The sequence below is a fragment of the Pseudomonas syringae pv. cilantro genome (assembly GCF_001293775.1).
GTDB lineage: Bacteria > Pseudomonadota > Gammaproteobacteria > Pseudomonadales > Pseudomonadaceae > Aquipseudomonas > Aquipseudomonas syringae_P.
Genome location: NZ_LGLN01000013.1, coordinates 177,237 through 192,111 on the forward strand (window position 1 = coordinate 177,237; position 14,875 = coordinate 192,111).

A 14,875-nucleotide genomic window follows, 5' to 3' on the forward strand; every position below is an offset into this window, starting at 1 on the left:
TGAAGCTTGAAGCTTGTAACTCATGAGGCCCTCATGCTCACCGTTAGCCAACTCCACCAATATTACGGCGGCAGCCACATTCTTCGCGGTCTGTCGTTTGATGTGAAGGTCGGCGAAGTCACCTGCCTGCTGGGCCGCAACGGTGTTGGTAAAACAACGCTGTTGCGTGTGCTGATGGGCCTGCTGCCGTCAAAAGAAGGCTCGGTGCACTGGGAAGGCAAAGCCATTACGGGTTTCAAGACGCATCAGCGCGTGCACGCCGGTATTGCCTACGTGCCGCAGGGGCGGGAGATCTTCGGGCGGCTGACGGTTGAGGAGAACCTGCTGATGGGCCTGTCACGCTTTCCCCGTTCGGAAGCCAAAGAGGTCCCGGCTTTCATCTACGAACTGTTCCCGGTGTTGCTGCAAATGAAGCACCGTCGGGGCGGTGATCTGTCTGGCGGTCAACAGCAGCAGTTGGCGATTGGCCGGGCGCTGGCAAGCCGCCCGCGCCTGCTGATTCTCGATGAGCCCACTGAAGGCATTCAGCCGTCGGTGATCAAGGAAATCGGCGCGGTGATCAAGAAGCTGGCCGAGCGCGGTGACATGGCGATTCTGCTGGTCGAACAGTTCTACGATTTTGCCGCAGAGCTGGCCGATCAGTATCTGGTGATGTCGCGGGGCGAGATCGTTCAGCAGGGCCGGGGCGAGAACATGGAGGCCGACGGTGTACGCGGTCTGGTCACCATTTGATGCGCCAATCCGTTATCGTGCAGCACTCGACAAATCAATGAAGACGCCATGAATCTGCCTGCCCACACCGCCCTGTTCACACCCAGCTGGCACGCCGAGCTGGAGCTGGGCTATGGCCGTTTCGATGACTGCACGCGCCCGACCCAACGTCGCCACAAAGGGCCGCTGCGGGTACAGAAACATCTTTACGCCGAAGGGCCTGAGGTGTGCCAGCACATCATCGTTCACCCACCGGGCGGGATCGCCGGCGGCGACCGGCTGGACATTTCAGTCAGCGTCGGAGCCGATGCCTGGGCCCAATTGACCAGCCCCGGCGCCGCCAAATGGTATCGGGCCGCCAGCCCGGCGTTTCAACAGCTGGAGCTGCATGTCCAGCCCGGCGCGACGCTGGAGTGGCTGCCCCAGGAAACCATCGTGTTCAGCAACGCTCAGGCAGAACTCACCACGCGCATCGAACTGCACGGTGATGCCCGGTTGTGCTACTGGGACGTCGTGGCGCTGGGGCGTCCGGCCAGCGGCGAGCGTTTCGAGCATGGCCACTTTCAGTCACATCTGGACATCCGGCGTGACGGCGCATTGCTCTGGCATGAACGGCAACGCATTATCGGCGCTGACGGGCTGCTGGATTCGCCTGTCGGGCTGGATGGCAAAACGGTATTCGCCACCCTGCTGATGACCGGCGAGGTGGCCAGCGACCTGCTTGAAGAGTGCCGCTCGCTGTCGATGCCCAATCCGGTCCGCGGTAACCTGACTCAGTTACCGGGCTTGATAGTCGCGCGCTGCCTGGCTGACGAAGCCTTGCACGCCAGGGCCTGGCTGATACAAGTCTGGAAACGCCTGCGGCCTGCCCTGCTGGGACGCGAGGCGGTAACACCAAGAATCTGGAATACCTGATTGATGACTGGACGCTCTGCGTTCCAGGGGAACGATCAACCACCGAATATGAAGAAACGGACGACCCATGGACCTGACGCCACGCGAAAAAGACAAGATGCTGATTTTCACCGCCGGGCTGGTTGCCGAACGGCGCCTGGCACGCGGCGTGAAGCTCAACTACCCGGAAGCCATGGCCTACATCTCGGCGGCGTTGCTGGAAGGTGCGCGTGACGGGCAGACCGTCGCTGATCTGATGCACTACGGCACCACCCTGCTGAGCCGCGATCAGGTCATGGAAGGCATCCCGGAAATGATTCCGGAAATCCAGGTAGAGGCCACCTTCCCGGACGGCACCAAGCTGGTCACCGTGCACCAGCCGATTGCCTGAGGAGACGAGCATGCAAGAGCTGATTCGTGATGCACAGCCGGAAGATCTGCCGGGCATTCTGGCCATCTACAACGATGCGGTGCTCAACACCACGGCCATCTGGAACGAACAGCCGGTCGATCTCGCCAATCGCCAGGCCTGGTACGCATCTCGTCAGGCCCAGGCCTATCCGATTCTGGTCGCTGTCGACAGCGCAGGCGAAGTGCTGGGTTATTCGTCGTTTGGCGACTGGCGGCCGTTCGAGGGCTTTCGTCATACAGTGGAGCATTCGGTGTACGTGCGTGCCGACCAGCGGGGCAAGGGTCTGGGGCCACGCTTGATGGCTGAGTTGATCGAGCGCGCTCGCGCCTGCGACAAGCACATGATGGTGGCCGCCATCGAAAGCGGTAACACGGCCTCCATTGCCCTGCACGATCGTCTAGGCTTCAGGATCACCGGCCAGATGCCGCAGGTCGGCACCAAGTTCGGCCGCTGGCTGGACCTGACGTTCATGCAGCTTGACCTGACGCCCGGCGCTGCGCCGCCCGCCTCACAAGCGCCTGAATCCCTTTAGAGAGCACGCCATGAACCACGCACAACTGCGACGTGTCACCGCTGAAAGTTTCGCGCATTACCGCCATGGCCTGGCGCAGTTGCTGTTCGATACGGTTCATGACGGCGCATCGGTCGGCTTCATGGCCGACCTCGACATGGAACAGGCGTATGCCTGGTGCGACGGTTTGAAAGCTGACATCGCCGTCGGCAATCTGCTGCTGTGGGTGGTGGCTGAAGACGCGAACGTGCTGGCCAGCGCACAGTTGTCACTGTGTCAGAAGCCTAATGGCCTGAACCGTGCCGAAGTGCAGAAACTGATGGTGCTGCCTGAAGCTCGCGGCCGTGGCCTGGGCAGGCAACTGATGGACGAGGTCGAGCAGACTGCGGTGAAACACAAACGCGGACTCCTGCACCTCGACACCGAGGCAGGCTCGACGGCTGAAGCGTTCTATCGCTCGCTGGCCTACAACCGGGTCGGTGAGTTGCCGGATTACTGCGCCACACCAGATGGTCGCTATCGGCCGACCGCCATTTATTTCAAAACCTTGGGGCAGCCGACATGATCCCTGGTCAATACCAGATCCAGCCCGGCGACATCGAACTCAACGCCGGCCGCCGCACCCTCAGCCTGACCGTCGCCAACAGCGGCGACCGGCCCATTCAGGTGGGCTCGCACTTCCACTTCTTTGAAACCAATGACGCACTGACCTTCGACCGCGCCGCCAGCCGCGGCATGCGCCTGAACATCCCGGCCGGCACCGCCGTGCGCTTCGAACCGGGCCAGTCGCGCGAAGTCGAGCTGGTGGACCTGGCGGGATTGCGCAAGGTTTACGGGTTTGCCGGGCGGGTGATGGGGGAGCTGGATTGATGCCTTTTTGAATATCGTTCCTAAGCTCCGCGCTCATCGTTATACACAAGCCCTGACAAGCTCGGAATACGGAGCGTTCAGGCCTCTGCCCAAGGGGCGTGGGAGCGACCGGGGCCTCCGGCCAGAATCAAAGGCGTTAACTACTAACGACTTGCAGCTAACCGCTGGTCGCTTTGAAAACTTACAGCTTGCGGCTTGTAGCTTGCAGCTCTGAATCCAAGGTACGAGAGATGAAGATAAGCCGACAAGCCTACGCCGACATGTTCGGCCCCACCGTTGGCGACAAGGTTCGGCTGGCGGATACCGAGCTGTGGGTCGAGGTCGAAAAGGACTTCACCACCTATGGCGAAGAAGTGAAGTTCGGCGGGGGCAAGGTTATCCGTGACGGCATGGGCCAGGGCCAGCTGCTCGCTGCAGACGTCGTCGATACGCTGATTACCAACGCCTTGATCATCGACCATTGGGGCATCGTCAAAGCCGACGTCGGCATCAAGGACGGGCGCATCGCGGCCATCGGCAAGGCCGGCAACCCGGACATCCAGCCGGACGTGACTATTGCCGTCGGCGCAGCCACCGAAGTCATTGCCGGTGAAGGCATGATCCTCACCGCAGGCGGCGTCGACACGCACATCCACTTCATCTGCCCGCAGCAGATCGAAGAAGCGCTGATGAGCGGCGTGACCACCATGATCGGCGGTGGCACCGGCCCCGCCACCGGCACCAACGCCACCACCGTTACGCCCGGCCCGTGGCACATGGCACGCATGCTTCAGGCCTCGGACTCGTTCCCGATGAACATCGGCTTCACCGGCAAGGGCAACGTCAGCCTGCCGGGCCCGCTGATCGAGCAGGTCAAGGCTGGTGCCATCGGCCTGAAACTGCATGAAGACTGGGGCACGACTCCAGCAGCCATTGACAACTGTCTGAGCGTTGCCGACGAATATGATGTGCAGGTGGCGATTCACACCGACACGTTGAACGAGTCAGGTTTTGTCGAGACCACCCTGGCGGCGTTCAAGAATCGCACGATTCACACCTACCACACTGAAGGTGCCGGTGGCGGTCATGCGCCGGACATCATCAAGGCCTGCGGCTCGCCAAACGTGCTGCCCAGCTCGACCAACCCGACCCGGCCGTTCACCCGCAACACCATCGACGAGCACCTGGACATGCTCATGGTCTGCCACCACCTTGACCCGAGCATTGCCGAAGACGTCGCGTTCGCAGAGAGCCGAATACGCCGCGAGACCATTGCGGCCGAAGACATTCTTCACGACCTGGGCGCGTTTTCGATGCTCAGCTCCGACAGCCAGGCCATGGGCCGGGTCGGCGAAGTGATCATGCGCACCTGGCAAACTGCCGACAAAATGAAGAAACAGCGCGGCCCGCTGCCGCAGGACGGCCCCGCCAACGATAACTTCCGCGCCAAGCGTTACATTGCCAAATACACCATCAACCCGGCGATCACCCACGGCATCAGCCATGAAGTGGGCTCAATCGAAGTCGGCAAGTGGGCAGATCTGGTGCTCTGGCGACCGGCGTTTTTCGGCGTCAAACCCACCCTGATCCTCAAGGGCGGTGCCATCGCCGCCAGCTTGATGGGCGACGCCAACGCCTCGATCCCGACACCGCAACCGGTCCACTACCGCCCCATGTTCGCCAGCTTCGGCAGCTCGCTGCACGCCACCAGCCTGACGTTCATCAGCCAAGCCGCATTCGACGCAGGCGTGCCGGAAACACTGGGCCTGAAGAAGCAGATCGGTGTGGTCAAAGGCTGCCGCACCGTGCAGAAGAAGGACCTGATCCACAACGACTACCTGCCGGACATCGAAGTCGATCCACAGACCTATCAGGTCAAGGCCGACGGCGTGTTGCTATGGTGCGAACCTGCCGATGTACTGCCGATGGCGCAGCGGTATTTTCTGTTTTAAGCCGACCGGGGCCTCCGTTTTCAGGAGGCCCCTCACTGTTTCCGCCTGGTTCATTCCTTGAGACTGAGCAGCTCGCTGATCCTGGCTTTAAACCAGGCCTTCAAGTGAAACTCTGTGATTTTCTCAATTTCTTTACCGTTCTTGAAAAAGATAATGGTCGGAGCAGCAGTCACACTGTAGTTTTTTGCTGTAGCCAAGCAGGTGTCCAAAGGCACCCGAAGCATGAACACCTTCCCTTTAAAATCAGGCGCAAGCTCATCGAGAATCGCCCCTGTGCGCGTGCTATGGTCAGGCTCGTTATACTCATTGACCCCGGGCCGACTGAATTCGACCAACACCAACGGGCTAACTGCAGTCCATTGGACACTAAAGTCCGCATCGTCCTTAACGATCAGGACCTTGGCTACTTTGTTCTGATAATTCAGAAGCGTTTCTTTAGGCTCCAATATTTTCAGCGCCTGCAGCGTATCGTTGATAGCGTCCAGTACCCCAAGATCCTGGGGGGTGCCGGTGCCCTGCAATGCTCGCTGCAATGGGAGAAAAACGCTCAGTTTTCCTGTTGCTATATCGTCGAGTTTGCTGACTTTTCCGTCGGCCAGTGTCTGCTGGGCAAGCGTTACACGCTGTTCGACAAAGGCTGTGAGTTCTGTGTTCGACATGATCATTCTCCCATTACGAAGCAGGTAGCAATTCATCCAGGATTTGCGTCATCCGCTCTTTGGTTTGCTGGCCGACAAGGTCTTTCCTTGCTCTTGCGCCACCTTCGAAAAAAACCATCGTCGGACCATGGTTTATCTGGTACTCAGACGAAGTCTCGGGGTTCAAAGAGTCATGGAGATCCGAGTCCAGTTCGATCTCGACTCTGACCAGGCTGGCCTTTTCAGCGTATTCCTCTTCCAACGCATCAAAAATGGCATCCATTCTGGCGCTGGCGTTTTCCTCGCCTCGCTTATTTACCTTCCCCTTCGTCGAGAATTCCACCACCACAAGCCTTTGTTTGCTTGCCTCGATAACCGCCTTCTCGAAGGTCGAATCAGTAACTGTCATGACACTCATGCTGAGGGCCTCCATTCGATTAATCTGCCGAATGAACATAGGCCCCAGAAAAATCAGCGTCTACTGACAGAAATGACAGTAAACACGCTGTTTGTCGTGCCGGTAAAAGCGATAACATGCGCCATCTTTCGTCATGCCCCTCCAGCAAGGTACCCGGCCATGCGCCTTTCCGAATTCATCGTTGTTCATGTGGATCGCATTGTCGACGAGTGGGAAGACTTCGCCAGAACCCTTAAACCTGCCGCAGAAACGATGACCAAGGTCGAGCTGCGCGATCATGCCAAGTCGATTCTGCTCGCGGCCGCGCGGGACATGAGAACCGCACAGAGCAAGAGCGAAGAGATCGCCAAGGCCCGTGGGGAAGACCTGCACAAGACGCCGAGCCTGGATGAAGCCGCCTGCAGTCATGGAGAACTGCGTCACGAGGTCGGTTTTGATCTGGTGCAGATGACGTCCGAGTTCCGCCATTTGCGCGCCAGCGTCATCCGCTTGTGGGTCGAAAGCCTGACGGCACCGCAGTTGGCCGACTTTCAGGAAGTGATCCGTTTCAATGAAGCCATCGACGAAGCGCTGGCAGAGTCAACCGCCGCGTATGCAGAGCGCGTCGGGCGTTCTCGGGATATCTTTCTGGCCATTCTGGGGCATGATCTGCGCGCGCCGCTTCAGGCCGTCAGCATGTCCACCGAATTGCTGGCACGCAAAATAACGCTGGACGAGAAGACTCAGTCCTACGTTTCGCGCATCCAGAACAGCACTCGCCATATGGGCACGATGGTCAGCGATCTGCTGGAGTTCGTGCGCAGCCGCCTGGGTGCCGGGCTGCCGGTGGAGCGCATGTACATGGACCTCGCCAGCGCATGTCGCGAAGCCATTGAAGAAGCCTGCGCGGGGCATCCGGACTCGACGCCGGTGCTGAACATCGAAGGCAACACCAAAGGCCATTGGGACACCGGACGCATCAGCCAGATGCTGCAGAACCTGATCGGCAACGCTCTGCAACACGGCGCTGCCAGTCACGAGATTACCGTCAGTGTCACCGGCGCCGAGAACGCGGTGGTGCTGGTCGTGCACAACGAAGGCAAGCCCATCGCTGAAGATGCCATCGGCACGATTTTCGATCCGCTGGTGCGCAGCACCGAGGAAAACAGCGAGACACGCGGCACATCGACCAGCCTGGGCCTGGGCCTGTTCATCGTCAAGGAAGTGGTCAACGCCCACGGCGGCAGCATCACCGTGACCTCGACCATTGGTGATGGCACCACGTTTACCGTGGTGCTGCCAAAAAACTGATCCACGCCGGCTGCATACCCTTCGACATGCAGCCGTGACGCTTCACGTCATCTCAACGAGGAATCGGCTCAGCCCTTCCAGTGCACACGCGGGTCGAACGCAGCGCTGTCAGCCAGCTTCTGCCAGAGCGCCCGCGTTGTCTCGTCGGACTGTTTGGGCATGACGATCTTCAACTGCGCATACAGATCGCCGCGCTCGCCGCTCTTGTTCATCAGGCCATTGCCCTTGATTCGCAGGCGTTGACCGTTCTGGCTGTCGGGCCGGATGGTCAGGTTGAGCCTGCTGGTCAGGGTCGGCACGGCCACTTTGGTGCCCAGCGCGGCTTCCCACGGGGCCAGCGGCACGGTGATCACCAGATCATGGTCTTCGACCTCGAACATCGGATGCGGTGCAAGCCGGATGATCAGGTACAGATCGCCACTGGCACCGCCACCGACACCGGGTGCGCCCTGGCCCTTGAGACGAATGCGCTCGCCATCGACCACGCCCGCTGGAATCTTCACGTTCAGGGTCTTGGTGATATCGCTCATGCGCTGCCCGTTGGGGCTGTGCTGAGGCACCTTGAAGCTGACCTGCTTGGACTCCCCGGACAGCGTTTCCTCGAGAAACACCGCCAGCTCCATTTCCACGTCCTGCCCCTGGCGTCCCGGATTGCGGGTACGTCCGCCCTGCTGCGGCCGACCACCGAAAATGGAGCTGAAGAACTCGGAAAAGTCCGCCGTCTCTTCAAAACCGCCAGCACCCGCCCCGGCACGGCTTTGCCAACCCGGCGGGGTCTGGAACGGACGGCCCTGTCGACCGTACTTGCGCAGTTCATCGTACTCGGCGCGCTTGTCAGGGCTGCTGAGCACTTCGTAGGCTTCGGACGCTTCCTTGAATTTGTCTTCGGCGCCGGCCTCCTTGCTGACGTCGGGGTGATACTTGCGGGCCAGTTTGCGATAGGCGGTCTTGATCGCCTTATCGTCCGCAGTGGGCTCAACGTCAAGTATCTTGTAGTAGTCTTTGAAATCCATGTAACGATCACCTATCCGATTTATCCGGCAAAGCCAGATACGCTGGCGTCACGCGCCCAGCTTCCTCTGTCAAAGAGGCATCTGGATTACCTAACGTCGAAAAATGTACAGATAGACAGCCGCGTTTTCAGGCGGGTCGAGCTTTCGACAACCTGGTCTACCGAGAATCCCTTCAAGATTGGGGGTAACAGGCCTCAGTTCAAGCCTTGGGCGCAAATACAGCCCGGCAAATATAAGCGACGTGTCGCGCTACGCAATTTGCGCGCGCTGACATAAACTGCGCGGCCGTTTTTTGACTGGAACGTAAAAGACATGAATGACCAATCCCCGGCCCGTGCCTGCGGTATCGATTTCGGCACGTCCAACTCCACCGTCGGCTGGCAACGACCCGGCGTGGAATCGTTGATCGCGCTGGAGGACGACAAGATTACCCTGCCCTCGGTGGTGTTTTTCAATATGGAAGAGCGCCGCCCGGTGTATGGCCGCCTGGCGCTTCACGAGTACCTGGAGGGTTACGAAGGCCGCCTGATGCGCTCGCTCAAGAGCCTGCTGGGTTCCAGGCTGATCAAGCAAGACACCAGCGTGCTGGGCACAGCAATGCCGTTCAAGGATCTGCTGGCGCTGTTTATCGGCGAGCTGAAGAAGCGCGCCGAGAACACCGCAGGCCGCGAGTTCGAACAGGTTGTGCTGGGTCGCCCGGTGCATTTTGTCGATGACGACGCCCTGGCCGATCAGGAAGCCGAAGACACACTGGCTGAAGTGGCGCGCAAGATCGGCTTCAAGGACGTGTCTTTCCAGTTCGAGCCTATTGCAGCCGCCTTCGATTACGAGTCCACCATTGAAAACGAAGAATTGGTGCTGATTGTCGACATCGGCGGCGGTACGTCAGACTTCTCGCTGGTGCGCCTGTCGCCCGAGCGGCGCCAGCACGATGATCGCCAGCAGGACATCCTCGCCACCGGCGGCGTGCACATCGGCGGGACCGACTTCGACAAACAGCTGAGCCTGCAAGGCGTAATGCCGCTGTTCGGCTATGGCAGCCGCATGAAAAGCGGTGCGTACATGCCTACCAGCCACCACATGAACCTGGCGACCTGGCACACCATCAACGCGGTGTACTCGCAGAAGTCCCAACTGGCGCTGGGCAGCATGCGCTACGACATCGAAGACACCGGCGGCATTGATCGCCTGTTCAAGCTGATCGAGCAACGTGCCGGGCATTGGCTGGCGATGGAAGTGGAAGAAACCAAGATCCAGCTGACCCACGCCGAAAGTCGTCATTTACCGATGGATCGAGTGGAAGCCGGCCTGAGCGTAGACCTGAGCCGGGTGATGTTCGAAGCCGCCATCGACGCCCAGCTCGAGCGGGTACGCAACAGCGTGACGAAGTTGCTGAATGACGCGGGCGTGAGCGTCGAGCAGGTCAATACGGTGTTTTTCACAGGCGGCTCAAGCGGCATTCCGGCACTGCGCAACAGCGTCTCGGCCATGCTGCCCAACGCGCGCCACGTCGAAGGCAACATCTTCGGCAGCATCGGCAGCGGCTTGGCGATCGAAGCGAAGAAGCGTTACGGCTAAGCTCAAAAGCGGACGCGGAGCATTGGCACGATAGTCAATTTGTGGGAGCGGACTTGTCCGCGATGGCTGCGAAGCGGCCCTATTCAGGCCAGCCCGGTTGCACCTGATGTACAGTAGGCACCGGTTTTACTGCCGGTTCCCGGCAGTTCGCGGACAAGCGAAGCGACGCCCGGTCCGCTCCCACGCCCTCCGGGCAGAAGCTGCGTTTTGCGCTCCCGTCCAGACGGGTATCAACATCAGCCTTAAACCAACCCTTCCTTCTGCAACTCACTCTTCAGATACGCATAATAGATCGGCCCGGCCACCACGCCCGGCAAGCCGAAGGCGGCTTCGAACAGCAGCATCGCCAGTAGCAATTCCCACGACTTGGCATTGATCTGCCCACCGACGATTCGCGCGTTGAGGAAGTACTCGACCTTGTGGATTACGATCAGATAACCCAGCGCCGCCAGGGCGACCCAGATCGAGATCGACATGCCGACGATAAAGATCAGCGTGTTGGACATCAGGTTACCCACTACCGGCAGCAAGCCGAGCAGGAAGGTCATGATGATCAGGGTTTTGGTCAGCGGCAGGTGAATGCCGCACAGCGGCAGCACGATGGCCAGAAACACCGAGGTGAAGGCGGTGTTGAGCAGGGAGATCTTGATCTGTGCGAAGACGATATTGCGGAACGCCCGGCTGAGCAGATACAGACGATCGAACAGCGCGGCTGCCAGCGGCTTGCGCACGTGATCAGCGGAGATGCGCTGCAAGGCAATGATCGCCCCCAGCACCATGCCGATCAGCATGGTGACGAACATGTGCGCCGCGCCTTTGCCGATCAGTTGCAGTTCACCCACATGCTTCTGCAACCACTGCCCAAGCGAAACCCGGAATTCCGCTGCACTGGCGGGCAGATAGGCATCGATGAACGGTGGCAGCTGACCACGGGCGCGATCCACCAGCACCATGAACTTGTCCAGCGAAGCGCCTGGATTCTCGGCTTCATGCAGCACAAAGCTGATGACGCCGGCAAAAATCAGGGTCAGCAGACTGACCACGATGGTCCCCAGCAAGGCCACCGCCAGCCAACGCGCACGCTCACCGGAAATCAGGCGTTGCAGCTTGGGGGTCAGCATGTTGACCAGTTCGAAGACTAGCAATCCTGCCAACAGGCTGGGCAGCAACTTGAAAGGCAGTACCAACAGCAAACCGCCAAAGACAAGAATCCAGCTGGCTATTAACACCTGACGCACAGAAAACGTTGGCATAGACCCTCAAAGGGCAACACTAGGAAGGTGGGCAGTCTGCCAGCCTTCTTAGCCGAGAACCAGCGATGCGCAAGGCGGAAAAAATGCGCCGCGATCATCCATCTGATGATCGGCTTGAAAACCGCACGCAAGCGCCGTATTTACTGCACGTGCACGCGCTGATCCAGGCACCAGGCAATGCCGGAAAATTATTTCTTCTTGAGACAATCGCTCATGAAGCTCTTGCGAGCGTCACCTTTGAGCGCATCGGCGCTGGCCGTCGCATTGCAGGTCTTCATCTTTTCCTGCTGGGTGGGTGCTGGCGGCGGCGCAGCCTTCAGGCAACTGCTCATGAACGTCTTGCGCTCGTCGCCCTTGAGCGATTTGGCGCTGGCGTCAGCGTTGCAGGTGGTCATCTTGTTCTGCTGCGCAGTGGCGGCAAAACCCTGGGCGGACACTATCAGGCCAACGAGCAATAGAGGAATACCGAGCTTCTTCATCGATCGACTCTCCAGATCCACTGCGCCGGGCGGCACAGGCTGAGAATCAGTGTAGTCAGCTGTTGCGAGATATGACGTGGCACGGTGCATTAGCCGGTAAACAGGCGGATAATCGCCCCTCGTTTTCACGATGATCCCCTCATGCAATACGCGTTTCCGCTGATCACCATCCTTATCTGGGCGGTAAATACGGCTGTCACCAAGGCTTCGGCCGGGGTGATCTTCCCGGCCGAAATAGGTTTCTATCGCTGGGCACTGGCCGGGCTGCTGTTCACGCCGTTCATGCTCAGGCCCGTCTGGGCGAACCGGGCGGCGATCAAACCGTTGCTGGGCAAGATTTTTGTCCTCGCGGTGCTGGGCACGGCGCTTTACCAAAGCCTGGCGTATTTCGCCGCCGGCCTGACGACAGCCACCAATATGGGGATCATTCAGTCCATGGTGCCGATGATGGCGCTCGGGCTGTCAATCGCCTGCCTGGGCAATCGCCTGACATCGGGCGCGCTGGTGGGTGCCATCATTTCATTCGCAGGTGTGGTGGTCGTGGTTTCGGCGGGCCATCCGGGTGATCTGATCGAGCACGGTGTCAATCGAGGGGATGCGATGGTGCTGGTAGCAGCGGCGTCCTATGCCATCTACAGCACGCTGCTGAAGAAGTGGCAACTGTGCCTGCCGCCCCTGCAATTGCTGTATGTGCAGATTCTGCTGGCGATTATCGTGCTGCTGCCGCCGTTCATCCTGTCGGCAAAAACCGGCCTGAACGCGAGCAACATCCCGATGGTGCTGTATGCGGCCATCCCCACGTCCATGCTTGCGCCATGGCTGTGGATGAAAGCGATCATGCGTCTTGGCCCAAGCCGCACGACCCTGTTCTTCAACCTGATGCCCATCGCTACGGCATTGATAGCCGCTGCGACGCTGGGCGAACAGCTGGCGCTCTATCACCTGTTCGGCGGAGCGCTGACCTTGTGTGGGGTCATCCTCGCAGAGCGCTGGACGACGCCGTTGCGGTCAAAAGCGGGTTAGGCAGTCGCGCTGCTCTCGCCCACCTCCAGGCTGTGAATCGAAACATCGGTGATGCCGGCCGCGTGAGGAATGCCGGTCTCGCCGCCTGAAAGCTCGTCCAGTTCTACATGGTGCTTGAGCGCCAGCTCGTGCACCACCTCGATGATGGGCACGTCCAGATTCTCGATAACGTCTACGTGGTGCTCACCGAGCAAGGTGTACTCGATCTCATACAGTTCTTTATCGCTCATCGCATCTTCCTGGCCGTCACTGAGGATCGGCTGATTAACGAACTACGGTCTGACACCGATGACCGAGCCCAAGGCCGGGCTGAACGCTCGACCATGCCATCAGATTGACCTCGGCCTTTCGGGAACGTGCGGGGAATGTTCAAAGGGCCATCCTTTCCCGACGATCATGGCATTCTGCGGCAGGAAAGCCAGTAATGCGACTGCAAAATACTGCCTTATCGCCATCTTTTTTTCGAACTCTTCAGCACCGGGCCTGCTCCAAGGCATACCGGGCCAAAACCGGCTCTGACCTGTGGAGCAATAACGATGTACAAGAAAATCCTCGCGGCAACATTTGTCCTGGCAACAATGGCAGGTTGCAGCAACACAACCGTGCAGAACCCGGTGGACTACGTCACGTATCGCAACGAACCGCTGGTCAAACAGGTCGAGAATGGCATGACCCGTCAGCAAGTCCTGACCATCGGCGGCGAGCCTTCGACCACCATCGAGCGCAAGGTCAACCCAGGCACGTGCAACAACTACATCATGACCAAAGATGGCCACAAACAGGTTTACCACGTCAGCTTCAACAGCGACGGCCGTGTAACCAACAAAGGTTTCATGACCTGCGAACAGCGCGAGAAGAACGAAAAAGCGATGTAATAGATGTAATAAAAGCACGCCACAAACAAAAAGCCCGAGACAGAGTGCCTCGGGCTTTTTGTTGAATGCGTTTTAGAAAACCAGCTTGAACAGGGCAATAACCACGACCAGGCCGATCAGAAAGATGATGCCTACGGTGCTTCCCAGAAACTTGAGCATTGTGTATCTCCACGATTTATTTGGGTCTCATGGGTGGGACCGCAGTGCTCAGCGCTCGTTTCTTATATTTTTACATTTAGTCACAACCGTCCGAACCGGCAAAAATCCGATAAAACTTTTTCCCTCCTGCGCCACTCACAACCTTTGCTGATCTTGCCGGGCAACGCACAGAGCGAGACAGCAAAACCTGATGAGTCCTGGAGATAAATGATGAATTCTGCACCGCAATCACAGCTATCCGATGTAAACACCCTGCGCTAGCGTGCGCGCCAGAACGTTGAAAATGGCGCGGTGACTGAGGGTTACAGCGCTGACCGTGAGACGGTGTTGCGCCTGCTCAATGAGTCACTGGCCACCGAGCTGGTCTGCGTACTGCGCTACAAGCGCCACTACTACATGGCGTCCGGCCTGAAAGCCAGCGTCGCTGCGGAAGAGTTTCTGGAGCATGCGACTCAGGAAGCCGAGCACGCCGACAAGCTGGCCGAGCGTATCGTACAACTGGGCGGCGAGCCCGAATTCAACCCGGACCTGTTGTCGAAGAACTCTCACGCGCAATACGTTGCAGGCAACACGCTGAAAGAAATGGTCTACGAAGACCTGGTCGCCGAGCGCATCGCGGTCGACAGCTATCGCGAGATCATTCAGTACATTGGCGACAGCGACCCGACCACCCGCCGCATCTTCGAAGAAATCCTTGCTCAGGAAGAAGAGCACGCCGACGACATGGCGGACATTCTCGAAGGCCTGTAAAACGCGGCACCCAGTAAAAAGCCAAGACCTGTGTCCTGGCTTTTTTGTGGGTGCGGACCGGGCGACGCTT

At 59.1% G+C, this 14,875-nt stretch carries 18 protein-coding genes and 2 pseudogenes; 12 read left to right on the forward strand and 8 right to left on the reverse strand.

Annotated elements, in window-relative coordinates:
- The first annotated feature begins 33 nt into the window (after positions 1-33).
- The 7 genes from urtE (at position 34) to ureC (ending at position 5,329) form a co-directional block, all read left to right on the forward strand.
- On the forward strand, positions 34-732 hold the full coding sequence (gene urtE / locus ABJ99_RS02205; protein WP_054084435.1) for an urea ABC transporter ATP-binding subunit UrtE: 699 nt from the start codon (positions 34-36) through the stop codon (positions 730-732).
- Positions 733-780: 48 nt separating this feature from the next.
- Positions 781-1,626, forward strand: coding sequence for an urease accessory protein UreD (locus ABJ99_RS02210; RefSeq protein WP_054084436.1), 846 nt, complete (start codon positions 781-783; stop codon positions 1,624-1,626).
- Positions 1,627-1,693: 67 nt separating this feature from the next.
- The gene (gene ureA, locus ABJ99_RS02215; protein WP_005888604.1) at positions 1,694-1,996 is read left to right on the forward strand and encodes an urease subunit gamma; all 303 of its coding nucleotides are present in this window, start codon (positions 1,694-1,696) and stop codon (positions 1,994-1,996) included.
- A 10-nt stretch (positions 1,997-2,006) separates the two neighbouring features.
- Positions 2,007-2,549 carry a GNAT family N-acetyltransferase gene (locus ABJ99_RS02220; protein WP_054084437.1) on the forward strand — a complete coding sequence of 181 codons (543 nt, stop codon included), beginning with the start codon at positions 2,007-2,009 and terminating at the stop codon, positions 2,547-2,549.
- Between the two features lie 10 nt (positions 2,550-2,559).
- Positions 2,560-3,093: a GNAT family N-acetyltransferase gene (locus tag ABJ99_RS02225; RefSeq protein ID WP_054084438.1), complete on the forward strand. Its 534-nt coding sequence runs from the start codon at positions 2,560-2,562 to the stop codon at positions 3,091-3,093.
- The gene (locus tag ABJ99_RS02230; RefSeq protein ID WP_054084439.1) at positions 3,090-3,398 is read left to right on the forward strand and encodes an urease subunit beta; all 309 of its coding nucleotides are present in this window, start codon (positions 3,090-3,092) and stop codon (positions 3,396-3,398) included. Before ABJ99_RS02225 ends, ABJ99_RS02230 begins: the two co-directional genes overlap by 4 nt.
- 230 nt (positions 3,399-3,628) lie before the next feature.
- Positions 3,629-5,329 (forward strand): urease subunit alpha, encoded by a 1,701-nt coding sequence (gene ureC / locus ABJ99_RS02235; protein ID WP_054084440.1) that lies wholly within the window; start codon positions 3,629-3,631, stop codon positions 5,327-5,329.
- A 50-nt stretch (positions 5,330-5,379) separates the two neighbouring features.
- On the opposite strand, the gene ABJ99_RS29560 is transcribed toward ureC, so the two are convergent.
- The 3 genes and pseudogenes from ABJ99_RS29560 to ABJ99_RS02245 form a co-directional block, all read right to left on the reverse strand.
- Positions 5,380-5,667 (reverse strand): thioredoxin family protein, encoded by a 288-nt coding sequence (locus ABJ99_RS29560; RefSeq protein ID WP_310886759.1) that lies wholly within the window; start codon positions 5,665-5,667, stop codon positions 5,380-5,382.
- A gap of 84 nt (positions 5,668-5,751) precedes the next feature.
- A pseudogene (locus tag ABJ99_RS29565) lies at positions 5,752-5,988 on the reverse strand (thioredoxin); the annotation flags it as partial.
- A 13-nt stretch (positions 5,989-6,001) separates the two neighbouring features.
- Entirely contained in the window at positions 6,002-6,385 is a 384-nt protein-coding gene (locus tag ABJ99_RS02245; RefSeq protein WP_054084441.1) for a thioredoxin family protein, read from the reverse strand.
- 159 nt (positions 6,386-6,544) lie between these two features.
- On the opposite strand from ABJ99_RS02245, the gene ABJ99_RS02250 reads away from it, so the two are divergent.
- Entirely contained in the window at positions 6,545-7,675 is a 1,131-nt protein-coding gene (locus ABJ99_RS02250; protein WP_054084442.1) for a sensor histidine kinase, read from the forward strand.
- A gap of 68 nt (positions 7,676-7,743) precedes the next feature.
- On the opposite strand, the gene cbpA is transcribed toward ABJ99_RS02250, so the two are convergent.
- Positions 7,744-8,688: a curved DNA-binding protein gene (gene cbpA, locus ABJ99_RS02255; RefSeq protein WP_054084443.1), complete on the reverse strand. Its 945-nt coding sequence runs from the start codon at positions 8,686-8,688 to the stop codon at positions 7,744-7,746.
- A 312-nt stretch (positions 8,689-9,000) separates the two neighbouring features.
- Between cbpA and ABJ99_RS02260 the strand changes: the two genes are divergently transcribed.
- On the forward strand, positions 9,001-10,266 hold the full coding sequence (locus tag ABJ99_RS02260) for an Hsp70 family protein (RefSeq protein WP_054084444.1): 1,266 nt from the start codon (positions 9,001-9,003) through the stop codon (positions 10,264-10,266).
- A 242-nt stretch (positions 10,267-10,508) separates the two neighbouring features.
- Here the strand turns inward: ABJ99_RS02260 and ABJ99_RS02265 are convergent, their stop codons facing one another.
- Together ABJ99_RS02265 and ABJ99_RS02270 are read right to left on the reverse strand one after the other, a co-directional pair.
- Positions 10,509-11,519: an AI-2E family transporter gene (locus ABJ99_RS02265; RefSeq protein ID WP_054084445.1), complete on the reverse strand. Its 1,011-nt coding sequence runs from the start codon at positions 11,517-11,519 to the stop codon at positions 10,509-10,511.
- A gap of 188 nt (positions 11,520-11,707) precedes the next feature.
- Complete coding sequence (locus ABJ99_RS02270; protein ID WP_054084446.1) at positions 11,708-11,998, reverse strand: PsiF family protein; 291 nt, start codon at positions 11,996-11,998, stop codon at positions 11,708-11,710.
- Between the two features lie 141 nt (positions 11,999-12,139).
- On the opposite strand from ABJ99_RS02270, the gene ABJ99_RS02275 reads away from it, so the two are divergent.
- On the forward strand, positions 12,140-13,021 hold the full coding sequence (locus ABJ99_RS02275; RefSeq protein WP_054084447.1) for a DMT family transporter: 882 nt from the start codon (positions 12,140-12,142) through the stop codon (positions 13,019-13,021).
- On the opposite strand, the gene ABJ99_RS02280 is transcribed toward ABJ99_RS02275, so the two are convergent.
- A complete protein-coding gene (locus tag ABJ99_RS02280; protein WP_007250969.1) occupies positions 13,018-13,251 on the reverse strand; it encodes a hypothetical protein in 234 nt (77 codons plus the stop codon). The two genes, ABJ99_RS02275 and ABJ99_RS02280, sit on opposite strands and share 4 nt — an antisense overlap.
- Positions 13,252-13,557: 306 nt before the next feature.
- On the opposite strand from ABJ99_RS02280, the gene osmE reads away from it, so the two are divergent.
- Complete coding sequence (gene osmE, locus ABJ99_RS02285; RefSeq protein ID WP_007250970.1) at positions 13,558-13,896, forward strand: osmotically-inducible lipoprotein OsmE; 339 nt, start codon at positions 13,558-13,560, stop codon at positions 13,894-13,896.
- 72 nt (positions 13,897-13,968) lie between these two features.
- On the opposite strand, the gene ABJ99_RS30020 is transcribed toward osmE, so the two are convergent.
- The gene (locus ABJ99_RS30020; RefSeq protein WP_441344152.1) at positions 13,969-14,055 is read right to left on the reverse strand and encodes a small membrane protein YohP; all 87 of its coding nucleotides are present in this window, start codon (positions 14,053-14,055) and stop codon (positions 13,969-13,971) included.
- 210 nt (positions 14,056-14,265) lie between these two features.
- Here ABJ99_RS30020 and ABJ99_RS02290 point away from each other — a divergent pair.
- Positions 14,266-14,805: pseudogene (locus tag ABJ99_RS02290) on the forward strand (ferritin-like domain-containing protein).
- The last annotated feature ends 70 nt before the right edge of the window (positions 14,806-14,875 follow it).